Origin of the sequence: Bacteroides ndongoniae (genome assembly GCF_900108345.1) — a bacterium.
Classification (GTDB): Bacteria; Bacteroidota; Bacteroidia; order Bacteroidales; family Bacteroidaceae; genus Bacteroides; species Bacteroides ndongoniae.
Genome location: NZ_FNVV01000012.1, coordinates 944,276 through 969,851 on the forward strand (window position 1 = coordinate 944,276; position 25,576 = coordinate 969,851).

Annotated in this window: 19 protein-coding genes, 1 tRNA gene and 1 pseudogene; 14 read left to right on the forward strand and 7 right to left on the reverse strand. The window is 51.4% G+C overall.

What is annotated here, in order from left to right:
- The first annotated feature begins 497 nt into the window (after window positions 1–497).
- The 7 genes from BQ5591_RS03990 (at window position 498) to BQ5591_RS04020 (ending at window position 8,169) form a co-directional block, all read left to right on the forward strand.
- Window positions 498–998 (forward strand): hypothetical protein, encoded by a 501-nt coding sequence (locus BQ5591_RS03990; RefSeq protein ID WP_113740838.1) that lies wholly within the window; start codon window positions 498–500, stop codon window positions 996–998.
- Window positions 999–1,021: 23 nt separating this feature from the next.
- Window positions 1,022–1,669, forward strand: a complete 648-nt coding sequence (locus tag BQ5591_RS03995; protein ID WP_071148522.1) for an outer membrane beta-barrel protein — start codon at window positions 1,022–1,024, stop codon at window positions 1,667–1,669.
- 103 nt (window positions 1,670–1,772) lie between these two features.
- Window positions 1,773–2,492 carry a hypothetical protein gene (locus tag BQ5591_RS04000; protein WP_022163516.1) on the forward strand — a complete coding sequence of 240 codons (720 nt, stop codon included), beginning with the start codon at window positions 1,773–1,775 and terminating at the stop codon, window positions 2,490–2,492.
- Between the two features lie 341 nt (window positions 2,493–2,833).
- Window positions 2,834–4,153, forward strand: a complete 1,320-nt coding sequence (gene fucP, locus BQ5591_RS04005; protein ID WP_071148523.1) for an L-fucose:H+ symporter permease — start codon at window positions 2,834–2,836, stop codon at window positions 4,151–4,153.
- A 108-nt stretch (window positions 4,154–4,261) separates the two neighbouring features.
- Complete coding sequence (metA, locus tag BQ5591_RS04010; RefSeq protein WP_071148602.1) at window positions 4,262–5,179, forward strand: homoserine O-acetyltransferase MetA; 918 nt, start codon at window positions 4,262–4,264, stop codon at window positions 5,177–5,179.
- Window positions 5,176–7,059, forward strand: a complete 1,884-nt coding sequence (locus BQ5591_RS04015) for a peptidase U32 family protein (protein ID WP_071148524.1) — start codon at window positions 5,176–5,178, stop codon at window positions 7,057–7,059. Before metA ends, BQ5591_RS04015 begins: the two co-directional genes overlap by 4 nt.
- 39 nt (window positions 7,060–7,098) lie before the next feature.
- Window positions 7,099–8,169 carry a hypothetical protein gene (locus BQ5591_RS04020; RefSeq protein WP_071148525.1) on the forward strand — a complete coding sequence of 357 codons (1,071 nt, stop codon included), beginning with the start codon at window positions 7,099–7,101 and terminating at the stop codon, window positions 8,167–8,169.
- A 330-nt stretch (window positions 8,170–8,499) separates the two neighbouring features.
- Here BQ5591_RS04020 and BQ5591_RS04025 read toward each other — a convergent pair whose 3' ends face one another.
- Together BQ5591_RS04025 and BQ5591_RS04030 are read right to left on the reverse strand one after the other, a co-directional pair.
- Complete coding sequence (locus BQ5591_RS04025; RefSeq protein ID WP_071148526.1) at window positions 8,500–10,950, reverse strand: TonB-dependent receptor; 2,451 nt, start codon at window positions 10,948–10,950, stop codon at window positions 8,500–8,502.
- A gap of 86 nt (window positions 10,951–11,036) precedes the next feature.
- Window positions 11,037–11,654: a response regulator transcription factor gene (locus BQ5591_RS04030; protein ID WP_022161968.1), complete on the reverse strand. Its 618-nt coding sequence runs from the start codon at window positions 11,652–11,654 to the stop codon at window positions 11,037–11,039.
- A 250-nt stretch (window positions 11,655–11,904) separates the two neighbouring features.
- On the opposite strand from BQ5591_RS04030, the gene BQ5591_RS04035 reads away from it, so the two are divergent.
- Window positions 11,905–12,393: a DUF805 domain-containing protein gene (locus BQ5591_RS04035; protein WP_022161967.1), complete on the forward strand. Its 489-nt coding sequence runs from the start codon at window positions 11,905–11,907 to the stop codon at window positions 12,391–12,393.
- A 143-nt stretch (window positions 12,394–12,536) separates the two neighbouring features.
- Here BQ5591_RS04035 and BQ5591_RS04040 read toward each other — a convergent pair whose 3' ends face one another.
- The 3 genes from BQ5591_RS04040 to radA are packed head-to-tail and all read right to left on the reverse strand — an operon-like array spanning window position 12,537 to window position 15,979.
- Complete coding sequence (locus tag BQ5591_RS04040; protein WP_071148527.1) at window positions 12,537–14,138, reverse strand: NAD(P)/FAD-dependent oxidoreductase; 1,602 nt, start codon at window positions 14,136–14,138, stop codon at window positions 12,537–12,539.
- Window positions 14,139–14,177: 39 nt separating this feature from the next.
- Complete coding sequence (locus BQ5591_RS04045; RefSeq protein WP_022161582.1) at window positions 14,178–14,564, reverse strand: GxxExxY protein; 387 nt, start codon at window positions 14,562–14,564, stop codon at window positions 14,178–14,180.
- 47 nt (window positions 14,565–14,611) lie between these two features.
- Window positions 14,612–15,979, reverse strand: a complete 1,368-nt coding sequence (gene radA / locus BQ5591_RS04050) for a DNA repair protein RadA (RefSeq protein WP_022161581.1) — start codon at window positions 15,977–15,979, stop codon at window positions 14,612–14,614.
- Between the two features lie 158 nt (window positions 15,980–16,137).
- On the opposite strand from radA, the gene BQ5591_RS04055 reads away from it, so the two are divergent.
- The gene (locus tag BQ5591_RS04055; RefSeq protein WP_071148528.1) at window positions 16,138–16,680 is read left to right on the forward strand and encodes a beta-class carbonic anhydrase; all 543 of its coding nucleotides are present in this window, start codon (window positions 16,138–16,140) and stop codon (window positions 16,678–16,680) included.
- Between the two features lie 147 nt (window positions 16,681–16,827).
- Here BQ5591_RS04055 and BQ5591_RS04060 read toward each other — a convergent pair whose 3' ends face one another.
- Window positions 16,828–17,865 (reverse strand): asparaginase, encoded by a 1,038-nt coding sequence (locus BQ5591_RS04060; RefSeq protein WP_071148529.1) that lies wholly within the window; start codon window positions 17,863–17,865, stop codon window positions 16,828–16,830.
- Between the two features lie 458 nt (window positions 17,866–18,323).
- On the opposite strand from BQ5591_RS04060, the gene thrA reads away from it, so the two are divergent.
- The 5 genes from thrA to BQ5591_RS04085 all read left to right on the forward strand — a co-directional run bounded on the left by thrA (window position 18,324) and on the right by BQ5591_RS04085 (window position 24,876).
- On the forward strand, window positions 18,324–20,756 hold the full coding sequence (gene thrA / locus BQ5591_RS04065; RefSeq protein WP_071148530.1) for a bifunctional aspartate kinase/homoserine dehydrogenase I: 2,433 nt from the start codon (window positions 18,324–18,326) through the stop codon (window positions 20,754–20,756).
- 106 nt (window positions 20,757–20,862) lie between these two features.
- Window positions 20,863–22,116 carry a cofactor-independent phosphoglycerate mutase gene (locus BQ5591_RS04070; RefSeq protein ID WP_071148531.1) on the forward strand — a complete coding sequence of 418 codons (1,254 nt, stop codon included), beginning with the start codon at window positions 20,863–20,865 and terminating at the stop codon, window positions 22,114–22,116.
- 22 nt (window positions 22,117–22,138) lie between these two features.
- The gene (thrC, locus tag BQ5591_RS04075; protein ID WP_071148532.1) at window positions 22,139–23,479 is read left to right on the forward strand and encodes a threonine synthase; all 1,341 of its coding nucleotides are present in this window, start codon (window positions 22,139–22,141) and stop codon (window positions 23,477–23,479) included.
- 196 nt (window positions 23,480–23,675) lie between these two features.
- Window positions 23,676–24,545 (forward strand): mechanosensitive ion channel family protein, encoded by an 870-nt coding sequence (locus BQ5591_RS04080; RefSeq protein WP_071148603.1) that lies wholly within the window; start codon window positions 23,676–23,678, stop codon window positions 24,543–24,545.
- A 257-nt stretch (window positions 24,546–24,802) separates the two neighbouring features.
- Window positions 24,803–24,876: transfer RNA gene (locus BQ5591_RS04085), tRNA-Asp, on the forward strand.
- Between the two features lie 303 nt (window positions 24,877–25,179).
- Here the strand turns inward: BQ5591_RS04085 and BQ5591_RS04090 are convergent.
- A pseudogene (locus tag BQ5591_RS04090) lies at window positions 25,180–25,473 on the reverse strand (transposase); the annotation flags it as partial.
- Window positions 25,474–25,576 lie beyond the last annotated feature (103 nt).

Sequence of the window (25,576 nt, forward strand, 5' to 3'; positions counted from 1 at the left end):
TCCGGCAGGCATGTTTGCAGGGCGTTTGAGCCACACAAGTGTTGCTCGTGAGCCGTGCAAGTGTTGCTCGCGAGCCGTACAAGTGTCTCTCGCGAGCCGTGCAAGTGTCCCACAAATGCCATGCAAGTGCTGCTGAAAAGCGGTTCGTCTGGGGTGGAAAAAGAGGCAAAATACTGCTGCGGTAGAAATAATATTGTAAAATTTTGCCGAGCCGGTTTTTCTGTTTAGTTCAAAATAAGTCCGGATAGTGTCACGTTTTGACTGTTTAGTTCAGATTTCGGATTTTTCAACGTGTTTTGCTCCCCTTTCAGGGGCGAAAAAAAAAGGTTTCGAATTGCTAATTTTTTGGAAATTAGTCTATCTTTGCAAGGTCTAGATTTCTCTGCTAAATGGTTTAATGGCAGTGAAAATAGACGTTTTGTGTATGCGAAGAGCATTTTTTGGCAGCATTGTTCCGTTATGGAATTTTAGAGGAGAGTTAGTTATTTCAAATATAAATAATTATGAAGAAGATTATTCTATTGTTCGCCATTCTGCTGGCTTGCGTATTCGAGTCGTATGCGCAGAAAACAGTATTTAAATTTCGTGATGCACAAGCACGTGCCGGTAATGCAGAAACTGAGGTTATTGTAAAGCCTACCGTAGTGGATGTAGAAATACAGAAAGAGAACGGTAAATCTAAAAAGATCGTAGATACTTGGGTATTGAGCAAAGAAGAAGTAGAAATAGGAATGGAAGGAAAACTGGACAATATCCGTGCGTGGGGCACTTATCTTTCCGTTCAGAAACATCAGTGCGATGTTATTATGGGTGCTACGTTCAAGGTAGAAGATGATGAAGCATCTAAAGGATACACGGTAACTGTTGTTGGCTACCCGGGAGTGTTTACCAACTGGCATCCTGCTACCAAGGAAGATTTTGAATGGATACAGATTCAAAAGTCTACAGGAGGTAATGAGGAAAGCAAGAAAGCTCCCATCGTAAAGAACAGAAATTAATACGAACTTAAAAACATATTACAATGAAAAAGTTATTATCTATTATTGCTGCATTGTTAATTTGCATGGGCACTCAAGCTCAAATAGTTTCATCTCGTAGCTCAATTGTAAGAACCGAAAAACAATCAAGTAACACACAGTGGTTTGTACGTGGTGGTATGAATCTTATGAATTTGAGTGGCGATGCTGCAGAAGATCTGAAATCTAAGATGGGGTATAATGTAATGCTCGGCTTTACTAAAAATCTGGGGGCTCAAGGCGCTTATTGGGGAATGGACTTTGGTTTGACCTCCAGAGGATTTAAAGTAGAGGGTGAAGGCGATGACATTAAAAGCATTGCTCATGCAGTTCAAGTTTCTCCTTTCACATTTGGCTGGGAATTTGATGTGACTGATGCGATTTCTATTGATCCCCATATCGGTGCGTTCGTATCTTGCGACTATACAAGTAAGATGAAGGGTGATGGCGAAGACATCAGTTGGTCTGATTTCGCTGATTACAGTGAAGTAGATTACAACCGTTTTGATGCAGGTCTTAACTTGGGTGTAGGAGTATGGTACGATCGCTTCAACCTTGACTTCAGTTACCAACGTGGATTTATTGATGTATTTACCGATCTGGATGGTGTAAAATCAAGCAACTTCATGATTCGTTTAGGTGTAGCTTTCTAATGCAATATTAAACTCTAAATCATAACATTCAGCGTTCACACCTGCGTATGTCGGAATTGTTTTGAAGCATACGCAGGGTGAATGCTTTTTTTTATTTAAGGCAATGATTAAAAGACATTTTCTTATAATTATATGTTTACTTGCAGGATTTGTTTCTGCATCGGGACAAACATTCAGCGAACTAAAAACACAGTACCCTGTCAGTGCGGATGGCAAGAACTATGTCGTAAGTGGATTTATACCTTTCAGTGACATGTCGGATGAGACTATTTTTGCCAACACTTTATTATGGACCATAAACAATGTGTGTCCGGAGTTTAGAAAGGGCATACATGAACTGAATATAACGGCTAAAAGCTTTTATTGCGACTGGGTGTTGGGTTCAAATGCCGATTCCCAACAAAAGAATGTATATTACTGCAAGGCCAAATTTCAAGTAAAAGAAGGAAAATTGATCTATTTCCTTTCTGACATTCTTATCGAATCATCAGTTTTAATGATGAAACGCCAGACACCTATGGAAAAATTAAAGCCTGAGAAGAAGGAATCGCATAAGGAAATAGTGGACGATTTTGTTCTGTCAGAATCGCAAGTCTTGAATAAACTTTTTGATTTCATAACTACCAATAAACTGAGTGCCATTACTCATTGGGATGATATTGCTATCAGCCGTCCCGTGAAGGGAATGACCGAAGAAGAATGTCTTATGGCTTTTGGAAAGCCTCGTTCTGTTCAAGAGAATAACGGTGAGGTTCAATGGATGTATTCAGGTTCGTTCTATCTGTTTTTCCGTAACGGTAAGGTAGAAACAATTGTACGATAACTAAACGGATATTCAATCAAGAAGAATATATGTTTGTATTCTTTTTGATATACTGTGTGAAAGAAATGCCGGAGGAACATACTCGTTGTTTCCCGGCATTTTGCTGTCCGGATGTGGGCTGGGAGTGTCGCCGATCCCGCATCTTTGCTTCATGTGTTGTAAAACACTTCTTCGGATGTTGCTTTTCTGCGCGAAAATGCAGTTCTTTGCATCAGTATAGTTCAGCACAGATGAATCGTGGAATCCGCTGCCGGAAAACAGTCGGAAACCTCGATGAACACGATGTGGAAACAGCTATGTATCTTTAGCAGAAATAATGAAGTAACAACAATCTAAGAACCATGAACAAGAACAGTAATCAAACAAAAGAGTCTATTCTCAGCAAGGACGGAGTCAGTTATCTCATTCCCTTTATACTTGTAACTTCCTGTTTTGCCCTGTGGGGGTTTGCCAACGACATTACCAATCCTATGGTGAAAGCTTTTTCCAAGATATTCCGGATGAGTGTCACCGACGGAGCACTGGTGCAGGTGGCCTTCTATGGCGGATATTTTGCCATGGCCTTTCCGGCTGCCATGTTTATACGGCGGTTTACTTACAAGGCCGGCGTACTGCTGGGACTCGGACTGTATGCCTTGGGCGCGTTTCTGTTCTTTCCCGCCAAACTGACGGGCGATTATTATCCTTTCCTGATAGCCTACTTCATCATGACCTGTGGACTTTCGTTCCTCGAAACGAGTTGTAATCCGTATATCCTGTCAATGGGTACTGAGCGGACGGCCACACGCCGTCTGAATCTGGCGCAGGCTTTTAATCCGATGGGGTCACTGTTAGGCATGTTTGTGGCAATGAATTTCATTCAGAATCGTCTGAATCCGATGGATACCGTCGAACGAAGCCAACTGACGCAGGCCGAGTTTGAGCAAGTGCGCGATTCCGACCTGGCAATACTTATCGCTCCTTATCTGGTGATTGGGGTCATCATTCTGATTATGCTGTTGGTGATACGCGCGGTGCGCATGCCGCATAACGGCGACCAGTCTCATTCCATCGATTTCCTGCCCACGTTGAAACGCATTTTCTCCATCCGTCATTATCGCGAGGGCGTGGTGGCACAGTTCTTCTATGTTGGTGCACAAATCATGTGCTGGACGTTTATCATCCAGTACGGTACACATCTTTTCATGTCGCAGGGTATGGAAGAGCAGGCAGCCGAGGTGCTTTCGCAAAAGTACAACATCGTGGCTATGGTGATATTCTGCATCAGCCGTTTCATTTGTACCTTTATGCTGAAGTATCTCAATCCGGGCACGCTGCTGAAGGTGCTTGCGCTGGTAGCTTGTGTACTGACTCTTGGAGTCATGTTCCTGCATAACATCTTTGGCTTGTATTGCCTGGTGGGCGTATCGGCCTGTATGTCACTGATGTTCCCCACTATTTACGGTATAGCCCTGAACGGCTTGGGCGACGATGCCAAGTTTGGTGCCGCCGGACTGATTATGGCCATTCTGGGAGGTTCGGTACTGCCGCCGGTACAGGCTGCTATCATCGACTGCAAGGTGCTGATGGGTATGCCTGCTGTCAACCTGTCGTTTGTGCTGCCGCTGGTGTGCTTTGTGGTGATTGTGATCTACGGCCACCGCGTAAGGCGCATTCGTTAGAAGGTCGGGTGCGGGCGGGGCATAGCCTGTTCTTAAAAAGCAAGGGTAAAATTCGTTCCCTTTCGGGGAAAAACGCTACCTTTGCCGATTAAAGAAAATCAATACGTTATGCCATTAAATTTACCCGATAAGCTGCCTGCCATCGAGTTGCTGAAGGAGGAGAACATTTTCGTCATCGATACCTCCCGTGCCACCCAGCAGGACATCCGCCCGTTGCGCATCGTCATTCTGAACCTGATGCCGCTGAAAATAACCACCGAAACAGACTTGATTCGACTCCTCTCGAACACCCCGTTGCAGGTGGAGATACAATTCATGAAAATAAAGAGTCACACTTCGAAGAACACCCCCATCGAACACATGAAGGCGTTCTATACCGACTTCGAGAAAATGCGTGCCGAGAAGTTCGACGGCATGATTATCACCGGTGCGCCGGTCGAGCAGATGGACTTCGAGGAAGTGACCTACTGGGACGAAATCACCGACATCTTCGACTGGGCACGCACGCATGTCACCTCGACCCTGTATATCTGCTGGGCCGCGCAAGCCGGACTTTATCACCACTATGGTGTGCCCAAGTATCCGTTGGACAAGAAGATGTTCGGCATCTTTGCCCACCGTCCGCTGCAACCGCTCCATCCCATCTTCCGCGGATTCGATGATGTATTCTACGTGCCCCACAGCCGCCATACCGAAGTCCGCAAGGAAGACATTCTGAAGGTGCCCGAACTGACGTTGCTCTCCGAATCGGACGATGCCGGCGTACACCTGGTGATGGCACGCGGAGGCCGTGAGTTCTTCGTTACCGGACATTCCGAATATTCTCCACTGACCCTGGATACCGAATATCGCCGCGACTTGGCCAAAGGCCTGCCCATCGAGATGCCCCGCAACTACTATGTGGACGACGACCCCGAAAAAGGTGTCCTTGTGCGTTGGCGTGCCCATGCCAATCTGCTGTTCTCCAACTGGTTGAATTACTTTGTATATCAGGAAACTCCGTATAACATCAACGAAATAGAATGATCAGACAACGGAAAATCGAACTGCTGGCTCCCGCCAAGAATCTGGAATGCGGGATAGAAGCCGTAAATCACGGGGCGGACGCTGTCTATATCGGTGCACCCAAGTTCGGTGCGAGGGCTGCTGCCGTCAACTCGCTGGAAGACATTGCGACCCTGACGGACTATGCCCACCTGTATGGCGTGCGCGTCTATGTGACGGTGAACACCATCCTGAAGGACGAGGAACTGCAGGAAACGGAACGCATGATCGATGCCCTGTACCGCATCGGCGTAGATGCGCTGATTGTGCAGGACATGGGCATCACGCGGCTCAACCTGCCACCCATCCCCCTCCATGCCAGTACGCAGATGGACAACCGCACGCCCGAGAAAGTGCGCTTCCTGGCCGATGCCGGTTTCAAACAAGTGGTATTGGCGCGCGAACTGTCGCTGCACGAGATTGAAGGCATCCACCGTGCCTGTCCCGACGTACCGTTGGAAGTATTCGTACACGGTGCGCTGTGCGTCAGCTACAGTGGGCAGTGCTATGTCAGCCAGGCCTGCTTCGGACGTAGTGCCAACAGAGGCGAGTGCGCGCAGTTCTGTCGTCTGCCTTTCAGTCTGGTCGATGCCGACGGAAAGGTGATTGTCCGTGACAAGCATCTCCTGTCGCTGAAAGACCTGAATCAAAGCGAACTGCTGGAGCAACTGTTGGACGCAGGCGCCACTTCGCTGAAAATCGAAGGCCGGCTGAAGGATGTGACCTACGTAAAGAACGTCACCGCAGCCTATCGGCAGAAGCTGGACGAAATCCTGGCACGCCGTCCGGAGTATGCACGTGCTTCGTCGGGCCGGTGTCATTATACGTTTACTCCCCGTCTGGACAAAAGCTTCAGCCGTGGATTTACCCACTACTTTCTGCAAGGACGCGAGCGCGACATCGCCTCGTTCGATACCCCCAAGTCGCTGGGCGAGGCGATGGGAACAATGAAGGAACAGCGCGGCGGCTGGATCAGCGTGGCAGGTGTCAAGCCTTTCCACAACGGTGACGGCGTCTGCTATCTGGACGAACAGGGGCGTCTGCAGGGGGTCCGCATCAACCGTGTGGACGGCAACAAACTGTATCCGGCGGGCGAAATGCCCCGTATACGTCCGCGCACGCCGCTCTTCCGCAACTACGACCAGGACTTTGAACGACTGTTGGGACGCAAGTCGGCCGAGCGGAAAATCGCCCTCGGCTGGGAATTGGCCGATACGCCCTGGGGATTTGCCCTGACGGCGACCGACGAAGACGGCTATCATGTTACCTTGGGATTTGCCAGCGACAAGCAGCCGGCACGTACCCCGCAGGCCGACAACCTGCGCACACAGCTGTCCAAGCTGGGCAACAGCCCCTTCGAAGTGGCAACGGACAAGAAGACGGGTGCACCCGACATCGCGCTGCGTTTGTCGGACAACTGGTTCATCCCCTCGTCGGTGCTGACCGACTGGCGTCGTCAGGTGGTGGAGCGACTGACAGCCGTACGTCGCGCAGGTTACTGTCGCGAGCTGGCGGTGTGGAAACCTACCACTCACCGTTTCCCGGCCACTTCGCTGACATATCTGGGCAACGTGATGAATGCCGCTGCTCAAAGCTTTTACCAGGAACACGGACTACAGTCCATTGATCCGGCGTTCGAGAAACAGTCGGTGCCCGAGGCTGTGCTGATGTTTTGCAAGCACTGTCTGCGCTACAGCATGGGCTGGTGTCCCACGCATCAGCACGGTCGTTCGCCCTATCGCGAGCCCTACTATCTGGTGGGAACCGACGGACGCCGCTTCCGGTTGGAGTTTGACTGCAAACGGTGTCAGATGAAAGTAAGCCTGGCTTCCGGCCCCACTTCCAAAGAGAGGGGAGAGTGAGAACGGCCAATGAAAATGTATTGAAAGAAAGAATGAAGCATGAGGAATGAAGAATTTGTAAAGGGAGAACGCACACTGAAGAGCATACTGACAGGCGGTCTGAAGAAGGTCGGCGAAACTTTGTGTGCCTTTTCCCATTCTTTGTATACCCGGATCGGGTATATATTTTTTTTATTCTTCCTTTTCTCGCTGTCTTCCTGCCACTATCCGCGCATTGCGCTCGATTCGGAGGAACTGACGGGACGTCAGCGCGATTCGTTGGCATGTCTGTACAAGTACAATTATGCGTGGAACACCAATCTGGAGCTTCGGACCGACTCGGTGGAGCTGGCCTGCCTGCCGGTGAAGGACAGCTACAAGACGCTCCACAAGGGCGACCGTGTGGTAGTGGCCGAGTTTGCCATTCATCCGGCCGACTCGGTGGACTCGGTATGGGTGAAGCTGGCCCACACGCAAGAGGTGCAGGGATGGTTACGCCAAAGCGACATGAAGCGTGCCTTTGCGCCTACCGACAGCATTTCGCAGGCCATCTACCTGTTTAGCGACACGCATGCATCCTATTTCGTCATCGTATTTGCGCTGTTCGTAGCCGTGTGGCTGTTCCGGGCATTCCGCAAGAAACAGCTGAAACTGGTCTACTTCGACGATATTGACAGTGTATATCCGTTGTTGCTCTGCCTGCTGATGGCCTTCAGTGCCACAATTTACGAGTCGATGCAGGTTTTTGTGCCCGCAACGTGGGAACACTTCTATTACAATCCGACGTTGTCGCCCTTCAAAGTGCCGTTCGTGTTGTCGGTGTTCCTCACCAGCATCTGGCTGTTCCTCATCGTGTTGCTGGCCGTGCTCGACGACCTTTTCCGCCAGCTTTCGCCAGCAGCTGCCGTATGCTATCTGTTGGGGTTGGCTTCGTGCTGTATCTTCTGCTATTTCTTCTTCATCCTGACCACGCACATCTACGTGGGCTATCTGTTTCTGGCTGTCTTTGTCTGGATATTTGTACGCCGGTTACGGCTCTCATTGCGTGCCGACCGCTACCGTTGCGGCAACTGCGGAGGTAAGATGATGCACAAAGGTGTATGCCCGCATTGCGGAGCGGTGAACGAGTAACGACAACCTTGTTTCGGATGCTCGCTTTTTGAGTACTTTTCAGTTTTAATCTTCTGATAATCTGTTTGTTATTCCCGCAAACTGCGCAGCTCTGTTGTGCCCGGTTTGTAGAACACTTGTGTGGCTCGTGAGAGACACTTGTACGGCTCGTGAGCAACACTTGCACGGCTCACGAGCCACACTTGTGTTGCTCAAACGGTTTGCAAGTGGCTTGAAAAGGGTAGATGTGGCGCAGGTGGACGGCGGGTAGAAAACACAGATTCCCGCCTGCAGCCACAAGCCCGGATGGGGGTAACGGCGACAGGCGGGAACCTATGAAATGTTTATTTTTCAGAAACGGCAGCGCAGGTCGATGCCTATCTGTACGGGGCGTCCCATCTGAGCGAAGCCGCGGCTCATGGTCTCGAACCAGAAAGCCTGATAGCAGGTATTCAGCGCATTGTTCACCCACAGGGCTATCTGTCCGTTGCCTTTGTTCAGGCTGATGCGGCCGTTCAGGGTGCCGTACAGGGCCTGACTGGCGTTGTTCTCCTCGGTCCAGTAGATGCGTCCGGCAGCTTTGTAGTGGGCGTTCAGGGTGATGTTGTCCAGCCAGGCACCTTTCTTCAGACCGATGATGTATTGGGCACCGATGTTGAACGTGTGTTTGGGCACGAAGGGCACGTAGCGGCCGTTGTAGTTCACTTCGTCGCTCACGACGTAGTCGGTAAATGTAGCGTAAGTGTAGCCGTAACTGCCGTTCAGCGTCAGGTCGTTGGTCAGCTGGGCGCGCAGGGCTGCTTCGGCTCCCAGGCTCCGGCTTTTTCCGGCATTCACGGTGATGCGTCCCAGTCCGCTGGCGGCGAAGCGCGAAATCTGCTGGTCGCGCGTGTCCATGTAGAAGGCGGCAAGGTCGGTCTGCAAGCGTCCGTCGAACAGGGTGAGGTGGGTACCTACTTCGTAGTTCCACGAATATTCGGGGCGGTAGAGGGTGGCTTGTCGTACGTCGGTTTCGGCTTTCTGTGCCATGCCGTTCAGCATGCCGATGATCTTCTGTTTGGTGGCGTCGTCTATCATGCCCACGCCTTCGATGACGGGGATGGTGGCCGATGCCACGTCGCCCATGTTGGCGCTGCGCATGTCGGTCTGCAGCAGGTCGCTGAACATCTGTATGTTGTAGCCGCCCGAACGGTAGCCTTTGGAAACGCTGGCGTAAATGTTGTTGCGGCGGTCGAAGTCGTATTGCAGGGCTACTTTAGGCAGCAGCTGGATGTAGTCGTGGTTCAGTTTGCCGCGGTAGCTGAGGCTCTGGTCGAAGCGGGTTTCGGGCACCATGGGGATGACGCGGTCGCCTGGTGTCAGCTTGCCGCTGAGCGAGTAGGTGTGCGAATAGGTGCAACCAGTGTTGTAGTCCAGCTTCAGACGTTCGTAGTCCATGCGCAGACCCAGTGTGAGCGAGAGACCCTCGGCGCCGAAGAGGTCGTTGAAGGTGGACTGGTGGAAGAGGGCGGCGTTCAGCACGGGTGTGTCGAACACGCCGCTGATGGGCAATGTGCTGCCGCCAATCACGTCGCTGAACACGAATTGCATGGTCATGGGACCTTGCGAGATGGTGGGCAGGTAGCGGTTGGCATTGTCGTTGGTCATGCTGTTCAGCCATGCCATGCCGTCGCTCTGGAAGGTGACGGGGGCATCGGTGTGCAGCCATTGGTAGAAGGCACTGGCTCCCGTTGTCCATTGCCAGCGGCGGCCGGGCTTTGACTTCAGTACCAATTCTTCGCTCAGCGTCTTCGAGTTCTGCTTTTGCATCATGGTGTAGATGTTCTGTTCGGTGAAGTCCTGGTCCAGATCCATGTGGTCGTCGAGCAGCTGGAAGCCCGTCACGCTGCTCAGCACAAAGTTGTCGGCCTGGTGCTCCAGGTTCAGACCGCCGTTCAGCAAGTTACGTTTGTAGCCGCTCCGGTGGTTGTAGGCGATGCGGCCGATGTAGTCGGCACGGTCTTCCTCGCCTTCGGTCACGCCGGTATATTCGTAGGGATATCCGCCCTGATGGGTGTATTCGTAGTTCAGGGTGAAGTCCAGTTTCAGGTTCTCGTTGGGCAACAAGATGGCGCGCAGGCGTCCGCCGAACTCGTCGTCCTTGTCCACCCGTTCGTTATTGAGTGCTGCGTTCTTGAAGAACCCGCCCTTATGCTCGTAGAAGAAGTTGGCCGAGAAGGCAAACTGCTGGCTGATGCGATGGTAGTGGCTGACGCTGGCCTTGTAGTTGTTGTAGGTGGCGGCGCTCAGCGTGAGGTCGGTGCCCTGATAAGTGAAGGGCGATTTGGTGAAGACACGTATCAGTCCGCCCATCGTGTTGCGTCCGTACAGGGTACCCTGCGGGCCGCGCATCACGTCGATGCGTTCGATGTCGGAGTAGTTGAAGTCGAAGGCCGACTTGTCGATGAAGGGAATGTTGTCCACGTACAGTCCGACGGCGGGCGTGTTGATACGCGAACCGATGCCGCGCACGTAGACCGAAGTAGTCAGTTTCGAACCGTAGTCGGGGATGAACAGGTTGGGCACAAGGGCCGACAGGTTCTTGACCGACTGCACGGCGTTGTTGCGCATGTCGGCCTGCGACAGCGATGTGGCCGAGAGGGCCTGTTGGCGCAGTCGGCTGTTCTCTTTCGGTGTGGCGATGACTACTACTTCTTCGATATCGACCACTTTGGTGGTGTCCTGTGGAACTTCTTCTCCGCGGACTGTCTGCGTTGCTCCGATGGCCAGCAACGCCAGTACGTTCAGGATGATTTTCTTCATGAGCTGATGTATTGTCTATTCAGGCCGCAAAGTAAAGGCAAATCGGCGGAACGTGCAATCCTCACTTATGAGGAAATCGGGGTGGGTCAGATGGCGTCGGCTTCCACATAGCCGTGCATCACGGCATAGATGGTAAGCCCCGAGACGGACTTGATGCCCAGCTTCTCGGTGATGTTCTTGCGGTGGCTGATGACGGTGGTCAGACTGATGTTCAGACGGTCGGCTATCTCTTTGTTGATGAGGCCTTTTACCACCAGTACCAGTACTTCGATTTCGCGCGCCGTCAGTTCGTGACCGGCGGGCATGTTGGCGGGTTTCTCTCCGACGGGCATGGCGGGTGCGGGCAGCTTACCGGGATGCCCGTGTTTGTGTCCGTGGCCGTGCAGGTGTACGATGCTTCGTACAAGGTCCTTCTCGGGCTGGCAGATGTTCAGTGTCAGCACGCCGGCCAGTTGCGGGTTGCCTTCGCCCGCTGCCAGCACAATGGTTTTGGGGCGCCGCGGCAGGAAGAAAACCGTATGCTCAAAATAGACCTGCGCCGAAACGAAGTAGTGCGCGTACATGTCGGGCGTGTCGTCTGCGAAGGCGGCAAACGAGGGGAACATGCGGATGACTGCACCCGGTATGAGCTCTTCAAGCAGGCCGCACAGGCCTAGGCTGCTCAGTGTGTTCGGGTCGATAATGGCGATTTCGGGCGAGGGCATACTTTGGAATTAATGATTGATGTGTCTGCAAAGAACGTCATTTTTGCGGAAACCGGCAAATGGCAGAAACAAAAATACCGGTGACAGGCTGATAAAGAATTTCCTCTAAAGCTGACTGACATTCAGAATCGGGTGGAAAAAAGAACATAATTGTTTGCTTTTTGTGCATTCTTTAGTATATTTGTATAATCTTTGTTGCTTATCACAATTAAGACGCAAAACTTATTATTTACTTAAATTTAATATCATTATGTTTAAAGCTCCTTTCTCTTTCGACGGACGTATTCGTAGAATCGAGTATTTTCTGTCTGCCGTTATCAGTTCTGTTTTTGGTGGTATAGCTATGGCGCTGGGCGTAGGAACCATGTTTTTAGGCGCAGCTTCCAATTCGGCTGGCGGTTTTGGTTTTGGTGTGCTGATTGGTTTCGTTGTCCTCATTGCCGATGCATGGTTCGGTCTGGCGCAGGGTGTGAAGCGTCTGCACGATGTTGACAAGTCCGGATGGTTCATTTTGCTGGGTCTTATTCCGCTTATTAACATCATTCTGGGTCTGTACATGCTGTTTGCCGATGGTACGGTAGGTCCTAACCAATATGGTCCCGACCCGAAGAACCGTATGCCTTACCAGCAACAGCCCTCTTCCATCAACGTAACAGTGAACGTAGGTGGCGAAAAAACAGCCAGTCAGGCTTCGCAGGCTCCTTCTTCAGCTCCCGCCGAAGGAGAAGAGGTAAAATAACGTTCCTTCTGAGGAATTAAGAATATCCGCAACTATCATTCGCAAAGGACAGGGCAATACGGGGTTTATCCGTTGCCTTTCCGAAGCTTTGAAGGAAGTTGCGGATATTTTTTGTACAGGTATTTTATAGGCTGTATATAGTTTTAAAGAACTTCGCAATACTGTGCTGCCGCCTCGGCACACCGTTCTCCGTCTACTCCGGCAGAGACGATGCCGCCTGCATAACCGGCTCCTTCGCCGCAGGGGAAGAGGCCGCGAAGGCGGACGTGTTGCAGGGTGTCGCGATCGCGTACAATGCGTACGGGTGCCGATGTACGGGTTTCGACGGCTATCATCACGGCTTCGTTGGTCAGGAAGCCGCGGGCATTGCGGCCGAACTGCTGGAAACCTTTGGCCAGGCGGTTGGCGATGAACGGAGGCAGCCAGAAGTGTAGGGGCGAAGCTATCAGCCCCGGAGCATACGACGACTCGGGCAGGTCGGCACTGAGGCGGCGGTTCACAAAGTCGGCCATGCGCTGGGCTGGTGCCGTCTGACGGCGGTTGCCCTGCTGCCAGCAGAGGCGTTCAAGGTGTTCCTGCAGGAAAAGCATGTTCAAAGAAGAACCTCCTTCGCCTGTCTGTAGTAATTCTTCATTCTTCATTCCTAATTCTTCATTCTCCAAGTCTTCCGGTCTGATTTCCACCACCATTCCGCTGTTGCTCCAGCGCGAGCCACGGTTGCTGGGACTCATGCCGTTCACCACAATCTGTTCGGGACCGCTGGCTGCGGGCACGATGAAGCCACCGGGGCACATGCAGAAGCTATAAACGCCACGGCCTTCGACCTGCGTGACAAAACTGTATTCGGCTGCGGGCAGATACTTGCCGCGTCCGTTTTTGTTGTGATACTGTATCTGATCGATGAGGTGGGCGGGATGCTCCAGTCGCACACCTACGGCGATACCTTTGGCTTCTATCTCTACGTTGTTGGCGGCCAGCCAGCGATAGACGTCGCGGGCAGAGTGGCCGGTAGCCAGGATGACAGGACCGAGGAATGTCTGTCCCGTGTTGGTTTCGATGCCCTTTACTTCATCGCCTTCGATGAGCAGGGCGTCCATACGGGTCTGGAAGTGAACTTCGCCACCGCACTGTAGGATGGTGTTGCGCATGTTTTCGATGACGCGGGGCAGCTTGTCGGTGCCGATGTGCGGGTGGGCGTCCACCAGAATGGAGGTGGATGCGCCGTGCTGGCAGAAGATGTTGAGTATCTTGTCCACGTTGCCGCGCTTCTTGCTGCGGGTATATAGTTTGCCGTCGGAGTAGGCACCTGCGCCGCCTTCGCCGAAGCTGTAGTTCGACTCAGGGTTTACGGCTTGCGTGCGGCTTATCTGGGCGAGGTCTTTCTTGCGTTCGCGTACGTCCTTGCCGCGCTCTACCACGATGGGGCGCAGTCCCAGTTCGATGAGGCGCAGGGCGGCGAATAGTCCGCCGGGGCCAGCACCTACGACGATGACCTGGGGGCGGCCTTCTACATTATTATATACGGTGTGCCGATATTCGTCGTCTTTGGGCACTTCGTTGACGTAGGCACGTACGGTGAGGTTGACAAACACCGTCCGCTGGCGGGCGTCGATGCTCCGCTTCAGGATGCGGGTGGCGTTTATTTCTTTCTTGTTCAAGCCTTTTTCGTTGACCAGATAGTCAATCAGGCGTTGTTCGTTGGCGGCTACTTCGGGTAGCACTCTGATGTTATATTCTTGTATCATATGTTTTATTAAACGCAGATTATCGCAGATTATCGCAAATTAAAGGACATATCTTCTTATGCCATTCTGCAAATTCATATTATAGAAATTAATAAGCAAGCCTAAATGAACTTGGCTCAATCTTAAATAAGTCATTATCTGTGCTGTATGGATAGGTAAAATTTTCTCCACAGTTTTCAGTTCGATAATGATTTTGTTCTCTACTAAGATATCGATGCGGTAACCGCAATCCAATGTTATACCTTTATATAAGACCGGTAAGGGCTTTTGCCGTTCGTAATGGATATTTTTTCCACTCAGCTCATAACACAGACAGGCTTCATACACACTTTCCAATAAACCAGGTCCCAGCTCTTTATGTACATTATATGCACATCCCAGTACTTGATAGGATAATTCGTTTGTTTCTTTATCTATATTTACCATAGTAAATTTACTTTGCGTCAATCTGCGTTAATCTGCGTTTTATATCTCTATCCAAACAGTGCCCTAAATGCTTCTTCCACCTTCCTCACCGGCACCAGTTCGATGCTCAGTTTCTTCGTGTTCAGCCCCTGCAGGTTGTATTTGGGCAGGAGGAACTGTTTGAAACCCAGTTTCTCGGCCTCGCCGATGCGTTGCTCGATGCGGTTCACGGGACGGATTTCGCCCGAGAGACCTATCTCGCCTGCCATGCAGACGCCCGGCTCAATCTCCGCATCCATGTTGCTGGAGAGGATGGCGCTGATGACGGCCAGGTCGATGGCCGGGTCATTCACCTTGAGGCCGCCCGCAATGTTGAGGAAAACGTCTTTCTGCGCCAACTTAAAGCCTACACGCTTTTCGAGCACGGCCAGCAGCATGTTCATGCGGCGGATGTCGAAGCCCGTGGCCGAGCGTTGCGGATTGCCGTAGACGGCGGAACTGACCAGTGCCTGTGTCTCGATGAGGAAAGGACGTACACCTTCGATGGCCGAGGCGATGGCCACACCACTCATGCCTTCGTGATCCTGACTCAGCAGCAGTTCGGAGGGGTTGCTCACTTGGCGCAGACCGTCCTGACGCATTTCGTAGATGCCCAGTTCGGCGGTGCTGCCGAAGCGGTTCTTGATGCTGCGCAGAATGCGGTACATGTAGTGCTGGTCGCCCTCGAACTGAAGGACGGTATCGACGATGTGTTCCAGCACTTTGGGACCTGCGATGCTGCCTTCCTTGTTGATGTGGCCAATCAGGATGACTGCTGTATGCGTTTCCTTGGCGAAGCGCAGAATGCTGGCGGCACACTCGCGCACCTGGGCGATGCTGCCCGGCGAGGATTCCAGTGCTTCGGTCGAAATGGTTTGTATGGAGTCGATGATGACCAGGTCGGGGCGTGTGTTCTTGATGTGGACGTAGATCTGTTCGAGCGACGTCTCGCACACGATGAGACAGTCCGACGATTGTTTCGTCAGCCGTTCGGCACGCAGTTTCAGCTGTCGCGCGCTTTCCTCGCCCGAGATGTAGAGGATGCGTTTCTCGGGCATCCGCAGGACGGTTTGCAGCACCAGTGTCGACTTGCCGATGCCCGGCTCTCCGCCTATCAGCACCAGCGACCCTTGCACCAGTCCGCCACCCAGTACGCGGTTCAGTTCGGCGTCGTGCAGGTCGATGCGGGGTTCGTCGGCCGCTTCAATCTCGTCTAGGGTGACGGGCTTGGACTTGACGGTCTCGATGCCCGAAACGGGGCGTTTATTGGTGGGCTCCTTGCGTACGATTTCTTCGACGAAGGTATTCCACTGTCCGCACGCGGGGCACTTGCCCTGCCATTTGGGCGACTCTTGTCCGCAGTTGCTGCATACGTAGACGGTTTTCTCTTTGGCCATAATCGGAAGATTTAATGAATTGTGGCCTCAAAGGTACTTTATTCACCACAGAGTACACAGAGTTTCACGGAGTTTTTTTACTTTTGTTCGTGCGGTGCACGGGCCGACGGCAGTGTTCCGCGATGTGAATATGAACCGATTCTTTAACAACTGAAATTATGATAGACGAAATTCTGAAATTCAACAAGCAGTTTGTGGCCGACAAGGGATACGAGAAGTACATCACGACGAAATATCCCGACAAGAAGATTGCCATCCTGTCGTGTATGGACACCCGGCTGACGGAGTTGCTGCCAGCGGCTTTGGGCATCAAGAACGGCGATGTGAAAATGATTAAGAATGCGGGAGGCATCATCTCGCACCCCTTCGGCAGTGTGATCCGAAGCCTGTTGGTAGCCATTTACGAGCTGGGCGTGACGGAGGTGATGGTGGTTGCCCATTCGGACTGCGGCGCGTGTCACATGAGCAGCGAGCAGATGATTGAGCACATGAAGGCCCGCGGCATCCATCAGGAGACCATCGACATGATACGTTTCTGCGGCGTGGACTTCGAATCGTGGCTTTACGGTTTTGGCGATACCGAGAAGTCGGTCCGCGAAACGGTCAGTGCCATCCTGAATCATCCGCTTATTCCGCACGACATTCGTGTGTCGGGTTACATCATAGACTCCGTAACGGGTGAGCTGACTCCCGTAGAATAGCTTCCTGAAGGGGTTGTGAGACCGGTTTGTGGGACACTTGCACGGCTCGCGAGCAACACTTGTACGGCTCGCGAGCCGTGCAAGTGTCCCACAAATGTATTGCAAGTGTGGCTCGCGGCACTTGCAAGTGGGGTTCAAAAACGTTTTTTATACTGTGATTTCGCCGGCCAGCGGTCGCTTCATCAACTCTCTTACCTTGGCTGGTTCGTAGTCGTGTCCCAGCAGGAACATCAGCTTGGCCACGGCCGATTCGGTAGTGATGTCGTAACCCGACACGACGCCTGCGCTGATGAGTTGATAACCGGTTTCGTACCGCTCCATTTCGACGGTGCCCGAGCTGCATTGCGTCACGTTGACGATGACGATGCCCCGGCGGCTGGCATCGGACAGCAGCTGTAGGAACCACGGCTTGCGGGGAGCGTTGCCCGAACCGTAGGTTTCCAGTACGACGGCTTTCAGTCCTTCGGTGGCGAAGAGCGAGCGCACGACGTTCTCCTGAATACCGGGGAACAGCTTCAGAATGGCGATGTTGGTGTCGAGCAGGAAGTGCGGTTTCAGTTCGCGGCGGATGCCGTGGGGATGAATCTGCACATTATTATATTTAATATGTATACCTGCCGAAGCCAGTACAGGATAGTTGTACGAGCGGAAGGCGTTGAAGTTTTCGGCATTGATTTTGGTTGTCCGGTTTCCACGCATCAGGTGGTTCTCGAAGAAGATACATACTTCGGGCACGATGGGGCGGCCGTTGCTGTGGCAGGCTGTGGCTATCTCGATGCTGGTCAGCAGGTTTTCCTTACCGTCGGTGCGCAGCACGCCGATGGGCAGTTGCGAGCCGGTCAGGATGACGGGCTTGTTCAGCCCTTCGAGCATGAAGCTCAAGGCCGAGGCCGTGAAGGCCATCGTATCGGTGCCGTGCAGGATGACGAAGCCTGTATATTGTTGGTAGTTGTCGCTGATGATGCGTACCAGCCTTCGCCACGCTTCGGGATCCATGTCCGACGAGTCCATAGGCGGGTCGAACTGGTAAGTGTCGATACGGAAGGCAAACTTCTGGAGTTCGGGCACATGCTTTTGGAGCTGCTCCAGATTGAAGTTCTCCAGCGCGCCCGTTTCCGGATTCTCGATCATTCCGATGGTTCCACCGGTGTATATTAACAAAACGGAAGTGTTCTCTGGGGTCATACGCTCGTTTCTTTCGGTTCTACTGTGCAAAGATAATGATATATATCGTAAATTCTAACAAAGTGTAAGAAAAGAACATCCCAATCTTCTTTCCGAGGACTGTAAACGGCACAGTTTGTCAGTTGTGGATTCGGCATATTTCTGCATATTTTGGGCTCTTTCTATATTTTTATCGTAAAAAAGTGGCAAAAAGTGATAGAATGAACGTTTTTATTGTTACTTTTGCAACACTTATCAGAAACGATAGAAACAAGAGCTATGAACAAGTACTTCCAACATACCGTCACATCCATGTGGACCATGACCCTTAGGGGTTAGGGGATAGTATTTGTGTTTCTACGTGTTACACCATTTCAAAACAGCTTTATTTTTTTGATGCGAGGAGAGAAGATCTTTTTTCTTTCGTCTCGTTTCCTTTTTCAATTATCTATTATCGTCAATAAAAACAGTCTAATATAATGAAAGTAATGAAGTTTGGCGGTTCGTCCGTAGGAACCGCAAGCAGTATCCTGAGTGTGAAGAAAATAGTAGAAGCAGTCGATGAGCCGGTCATCGTTGTCGTATCGGCCCTGGGCGGCATTACTGATAAGTTGCTCAATGCCTCGCGGCTGGCAGCGGCAGGCGACGCTTCGTACGAGAACGAATTCAAGGAAATAGTCTACCGCCACGTCGAGATGGTGAAGGAAATTATTCCGGCAGGCGAAGAGCAGGTGACCTTGCAACGCGAAGTGGGCGAGTTGCTCAACGAACTGAAGGACATCTTTCAGGGCGTATACCTGATAAAAGACCTGTCGCAGAAGACCAGCGACACCATCGTAAGCTATGGCGAACGCCTGTCGTCGCTCATCGCGGCACGTCTGACAGGGGCCGAATGGCGCGACTCGCGTCAGTTCATCAAGACAGAAAAGAAATTCTCGAAACACATTCTCGATGCCGACCAGACCTATCGCCTGGTGCGTGAGGCCTTCCGCGAATTGCCTCGCCGTACGCTGATACCGGGCTTCATTGCTACCGACAAGACGACGGGCGTCGTGACCAACCTGGGTCGCGGAGGTTCGGACTACACGGCAGCCATTGTGGCCGCTGCGCTCGATGCCGACAGTCTGGAAATCTGGACCGATGTGGACGGCTTCATGACCGCCGATCCGCGTGTCATCTCCACTGCCTACACCATCAAGGAGTTGAGCTACGTGGAAGCTACCGAACTTTGTAACTTCGGTGCCAAGGTAGTCTATCCGCCTACCATCTATCCCGTCTGCCACAAGAACATTCCTATTCTGATAAAGAACACTTTCAATCCCGAGGGCGAAGGTACCATCATCAAGCAGGAAGTTTCCGATCCGCAGAGTAAGGCCATCAAGGGTATCTCTTCGATCAACGATACGAGCCTCATTACCGTGCAGGGTCTCGGTATGGTGGGCGTCATCGGTGTCAACTACCGCATATTCAAGGCATTGGCCAAGAATGGCATTAGTGTCTTCCTCGTGTCGCAGGCATCGTCGGAGAACTCGACATCCATCGGTGTGCGCAATGCCGATGCCGACCTGGCTTGCGAAGTACTGAACGAAGAGTTTGCCAAAGAAATTGTGATGGGCGAGATCTCGCCTATACAGGCCGAGAAGAACCTGGCTACCGTAGCCATCGTAGGCGAGAACATGAAGCATACCCCAGGTATCGCCGGTAAGCTGTTCGGCACGTTGGGACGCAACGGTATTAATGTGATAGCCTGTGCGCAGGGAGCTTCGGAGACCAACATTTCGTTTGTAGTAGACAGCAAGTCGTTGCGTAAGTCGCTTAACGTTATCCACGATTCGTTCTTCCTCTCTGAATATCAGGTACTCAACCTCTTCATTTGCGGCATTGGTACCGTGGGCGGCAGCCTGATACAGCAGATTCACAGCCAGCGGCAGAAACTGATGCAGGAAAACGGTCTGCAACTCAATGTTGTAGGTATCGCCGATGCCAGCAGAGCGATGTTTGCCCGCGAGGGGCTCGACTTGGCCAACTTCCGTGAAGAACTCGCCGCAAAGGGTAAGGAAAGCACTGTAGGCATTTTGCGCAACGAGATTATCGGAATGAATATCTTCAACTCCGTCTTCGTCGACTGTACGGCGAGTGCCGAAGTAGCTTCGCTCTACAAAGACCTGCTGCAACACAACGTATCGGTAGTGGCAGCCAACAAGATAGCCGCCTCGTCCGAATACGAAAACTATCGCACGCTGAAGCAGATTGCCCGTCAGCGTGGTGTGAAGTATCTGTTCGAGACTAACGTGGGAGCCGGTCTGCCCATCATCAATACCATTAACGACCTCATCCATAGTGGTGACAAGATATTGAAGATAGAAGCCGTGTTGAGCGGTACGCTGAACTACATCTTCAACAAGATCAGTGCCGACATCCCCTTCAGCCGTACCATTCGCATGGCGCAGGAAGAGCGCTATTCCGAACCCGATCCGCGTATCGACCTCAGCGGTAAGGACGTTATCCGCAAGTTGGTCATCCTGGCCCGCGAAGCCGGTTATCGCCTGGAGCAGAGCGACGTGGAGAAACACCTCTTCGTACCCGACGACTTCTTCGAAGGTTCGCTGGACGACTTCTGGAAGAAGGTGCCCAGCCTGGACGCCGACTTCGAAGCCCGCCGCAAGGTGCTCGAAGCCGAGCACAAGCACTGGCGTTTCGTAGCCAAGCTGGAGGACGGCAAGGCCTCGGTTGGTCTGCAGGAAGTAGGCATGGGGCATCCGTTCTACGGTCTGGAGGGCAGCAACAACATCATTCTGCTCACCACCGAGCGCTACAAGGAATATCCGATGATGATACAAGGCTACGGTGCCGGAGCCAGCGTGACTGCCGCCGGCGTGTTTGCCGACATCATGAGCATTGCAAACGTATAAATAATGGAGAATGGACAATGGTTAATGGATCATTCGCAAATATCAAATATCGGTGCGGCAGCCATTTCCCATATTCCATTTTCCAATCTCAATGATCCATTAAAAAATGAAACACATTATCATATTAGGGGACGGCATGGCCGACTGGCCTGTTGACTCGTTGGGGGGCAAGACGCTGCTGCAGGCAGCCGACACGCCCAACATGGACCGGCTGGCCCGCATGGGACGCACGGGCCGGCTGGTAACGGTGGCCGATGGTTTCCATCCGGGAAGCGAAGTGGCCAATATGTCTGTACTGGGTTATAATCTGCCGCGGGTGTACGAAGGCCGCGGACCACTCGAAGCCGCCAGCATCGGTGTGGACTTGAAGCCGGGCGAAATGGCCATGCGCTGCAACATTATCTGCATCGAAGGCGACCACATCAAGAACCACTCCGCCGGACACATCACTACCGAAGAGGCCGACGAACTGGTGCGCTACCTGCAAGAGCAGCTGGGCGACGACCGCATCCATTTCTATACAGGCGTGCAATACCGTCATCTGCTGGTAGTCAGAGGAGGGGACAAACGTATCGATTGCACACCGCCTCACGATGTGCCTCTGAAGCCGTTCCGCCCGCTCATGGTGAAGCCGCAGGCAGGCACCGAACACATTAGCGTGCCCGAAGGCAATGCCGACCTGACGCCGACACAAACGGCCGACCTGCTGAACGACCTCATCTTCCGCTCGCAGGAATTGTTGAAGAATCATCCCGTCAACCTGAAACGCATGGCCGAAGGCAAGGACCCCGCCAACAGCATCTGGCCCTGGAGTCCGGGCTATCGTCCGCAGATGGAACCGTTCTCGCATACCTTTCCGCAAGTGAAGCGGGGAGCCGTCATTTCGGCAGTCGATCTGATCAACGGCATCGGCTACTATGCCGGTTTGCGCCGCCTGAACGTGGAAGGTGCTACCGGACTGTACGATACCAACTACGAAAACAAAGTGGCCGCCGCCCTTGAGGCATTGAAGACGGACGACTTTGTCTATCTGCACGTCGAGGCCAGCGATGAAGCCGGACACGAGGGCGACATCGTACTGAAGATGCGTACCATCGAGAATCTGGACAAGCGTGCCGTAGGCCCTATCTACGAAGCCGTGAAAGACTGGGACGAACCGGTAGCCATCGCCGTGCTGCCTGACCATCCCACGCCCTGCAAACTGCGTACGCATACGGCCGAGCCAGTGCCTTTCCTCGTCTGGTATCCGGGCATCGAACCCGACGAAGTGCAGACCTTCGACGAAGTGGCTGCCTGCAACGGCATCTATGGGCTGATGAAGGAAGACGAGTTTATCAACGAATTTATGAAACAAGCATAAGCAACTCACAGAAACAGAAACTATGAAATACTACAGTACCAATAAACAGGAAAACAACGTCAGTCTGGAAGACGCGGTGGTAAAAGGGCTGGCAACCGACAAGGGACTTTACATGCCCGATGTCATCAAAGCCTTGCCGCAAGAGTTTTACGACCGGATAGATACGTTGAGCTTTCAGGAAATAGCTTATCGGGTGGCCGATGCCTTCTTTGGCGAGGACGTACCCGCCGATACGTTGAAGCAGATTGTATATGATACGCTGAGCTTCGACGTGCCGCTGGTCAAAGTTACCGACAACATCTTCTCGCTTGAACTGTTTCACGGCCCGACGCTTGCCTTCAAGGATGTGGGCGGCCGCTTCATGGCCCGTCTGCTGGGTTATTTTATCCGTAAGGAAGGCAAACGGCAGGTCAATGTACTGGTAGCTACTTCGGGCGATACGGGCAGTGCCGTGGCCAATGGCTTTCTGGGTGTAGAGGGCATTCACGTGTATGTGCTCTATCCCAAAGGCAAGGTCAGCGAGATACAGGAAAAACAATTCACTACGCTGGGGCAGAACATCACTGCCCTTGAAGTGGACGGTACCTTCGACGACTGCCAGGCACTGGTTAAGTCGGCCTTCATGGATCGTGAGCTGAACGAGCATCTGCAGTTAACTAGTGCCAATTCGATCAACGTGGCCCGTTTCCTGCCTCAGGCGTTCTACTATTTCTATGCCTATGCCCAGTGGGTAAAGCAAATGAAGGCACGCTTTGGCGAGGGCGAACAGCTTGCTGCGGTATTGTCGCGTGGTCCTGTAGTCTGTGTGCCCAGCGGCAACTTTGGCAACATCACGGCCGGTCTGTTCGGCAAGCGTATGGGACTTCCCGTCAGTCGCTTCATTGCTGCTAACAATCGTAACGACATTTTTTATCAGTATCTTCGCACGGGAATCTATACCCCCCGTCCTAGCATCGCTACCATTGCCAATGCGATGGATGTGGGCGACCCCAGCAACTTTGCCCGGGTACTCGACCTCTACGGACATAGTCATGCAGCCATTGCAGCCGAGATCAGCGGAGCTACCTATACCGACGAGCAGATAGCCGACACTATGCGCTGTGTGTGGAAGGAGCATCAATACCTGCTCGATCCGCATGGCGCCTGCGGGTATCGTGCCCTTAGCGAAGGTTTGCAACCGGGAGAGACTGGTATCTTCCTCGAAACAGCCCATCCGGCCAAGTTTAAGGACACAGTGGAGGGTATTCTGGGCGAATCCATCAGCATCCCCGAGAAGTTGCAGGCTTTTATGCGCGGCGAGAAACAGAGCATCCCGATGTCGAAGGAGTTTGCAGCTTTCAAGCAGTACTTGATGACGGTATAAGAGATATGTAGAGACTGTTTGCAGAACAGTCGGAAACTTGGTCCGCCGATTTTCCTTATAAATCTTCAGAAAAGGAAAATTGGCGGACATGCGTGAAGAGGATATTGCTTTTTTACGGAAAAACAGAGAGAAATGTGAACGAAAATGCTGCTTTTTTGTTAGTTTAGCATCAGTTATTAAAAAAAGAAGAATGTATATGTTATCTATTTTGTTAACGGCAGCGGCGACTGCTGAAAAAACTACAAATGAATTGAGCCGTTTGCAGGTGTTTGCGGAACAAATGTACGACTGGGGCATCAATGCCGGTAAACACCTGATCAGTGCAATTATCATTTTCATAGTGGGACGTTTTCTGATCTCCTTCTTGCAACGGATGGTTGCAAATATCATGATAAAGAGGAAGGTAGATCCAGGTATACAGAGCTTTGTCAGGAATGTGATGAGTATTTTGCTGACAATTCTGTTGGTAGTGGCTATTATCGGAAAGCTGGGCATTGAGACTACCTCGTTTGCTGCTTTGCTGGCATCGGCCGGTGTGGCTATTGGTATGGCGCTGTCGGGCAATTTGCAGAACTTTGCCGGTGGACTGATTATATTGATTTTGCGCCCTTTCAAAGTGGGCGACTGGATTGAGAGTCAGGGTCAAGCCGGTACCGTGCGCGAAATTCTGATTTTTCATACTTTGCTGACTACTGCCGACAACAAGGTAATTTATATCCCTAACGGTTCCTTGTGCAGCGGAACGATTGTCAATTACAGCCGTGAAGAAAATCGTCGTGTAGAGTGGATAGTAGGTGTGGAATATGGAGAAGATTATGACAAGGTAGAGAAAACCGTTCGTAGCCTCATAGCTGCTGAACCACGTATTCTGACTACTCCCGAACCTTATGTGGCTTTACATGCATTGGATGCCAGCAGTGTAAATGTGGTGATACGTGTGTGGGTGAAGACTTCAGACTACTGGAATGTCTATTTCGATATGAACAAGAACATTTATGCCGAGTTCAATAAGGAAGGCATTGGCTTCCCGTTCCCGCAACTGACGGTTCACCAGGCCGCAGACTGATTTGGTTGTGGAATCTTTTTCTGATTCAAATAGTCCGGAAACATATTTCATCGAAGTGTTTCCGGACTTCCTATATAAATGCCTTTAGATGCTTATGTGCCTAGAAATAAGGATGATATAAAGACGCCTCTATTTGCAGGGTATAATTTTAAATTATAAAATACTGTTAAAATATCGTTCTTCTATTGCGGATTAGAAATAAATGCCTACCTTTGCAACCGCAATCGAGAGAGATAGCAACAAAACAATGAAATAATGGTGCGTTAGTTCAGCTGGTTAGAATACATGCCTGTCACGCATGGGGTCACGGGTTCGAGTCCCGTACGCACCGCGAAAGTAAATAAATAAGTTTAGAAAAGCTTCAATTCTATAGTAGAATTGGAGCTTTTTTTATTTTCCTCGGTGGAAATGAAATTCTGTAGTTCTACGAAAATTAAGGGGGAATGGAATTGGATAGGTGTATTGACAGATGGAATGGAGCGATTTAAAACAAGTTGCGTTTAAATATTGTATGAATGTGGACAGTTTATCTTTGTTAATCCTGTAAGAACTGTTTTGTTCTTTGCGTGCTTTTGCTATTTTTGCCATAGAATTTTGTTGCTTTGTATTAACTTAACGTGAGTTCGATATAAAATCAAAAAAAAGAAAGTTGTCTGTCATTGACAAAATTTATATCAATAGCTGGCTTCTTTTCAAAAAAGCAGTATGCTGCGATAGCCGACAAAGAGTTAGCTATAAAGTTATTGAATGAACGATGTCTGGAGTGCTCTATCTGTGCAATGTTCTTCAATTCGTCATTGACCGTTTCGATCAGGGCTCTTTTTCTGAGCAAGATCTTGTCGGCAATACTCATCAGGTAAGCTTCCAAAATTGGCGTATTGACTAGTATGTCCCTTTCCTTTACCTTCGTGCTAAACTTAAAACTCGAAAGATTATGTTTAGCGAAAAAGATTTTGAAAGACTGTGGTTCCTCTACAAGACCGAGGGCGAACCCAAAGGAGTTTCCATCAACTCATTCTGTATTAGCAACA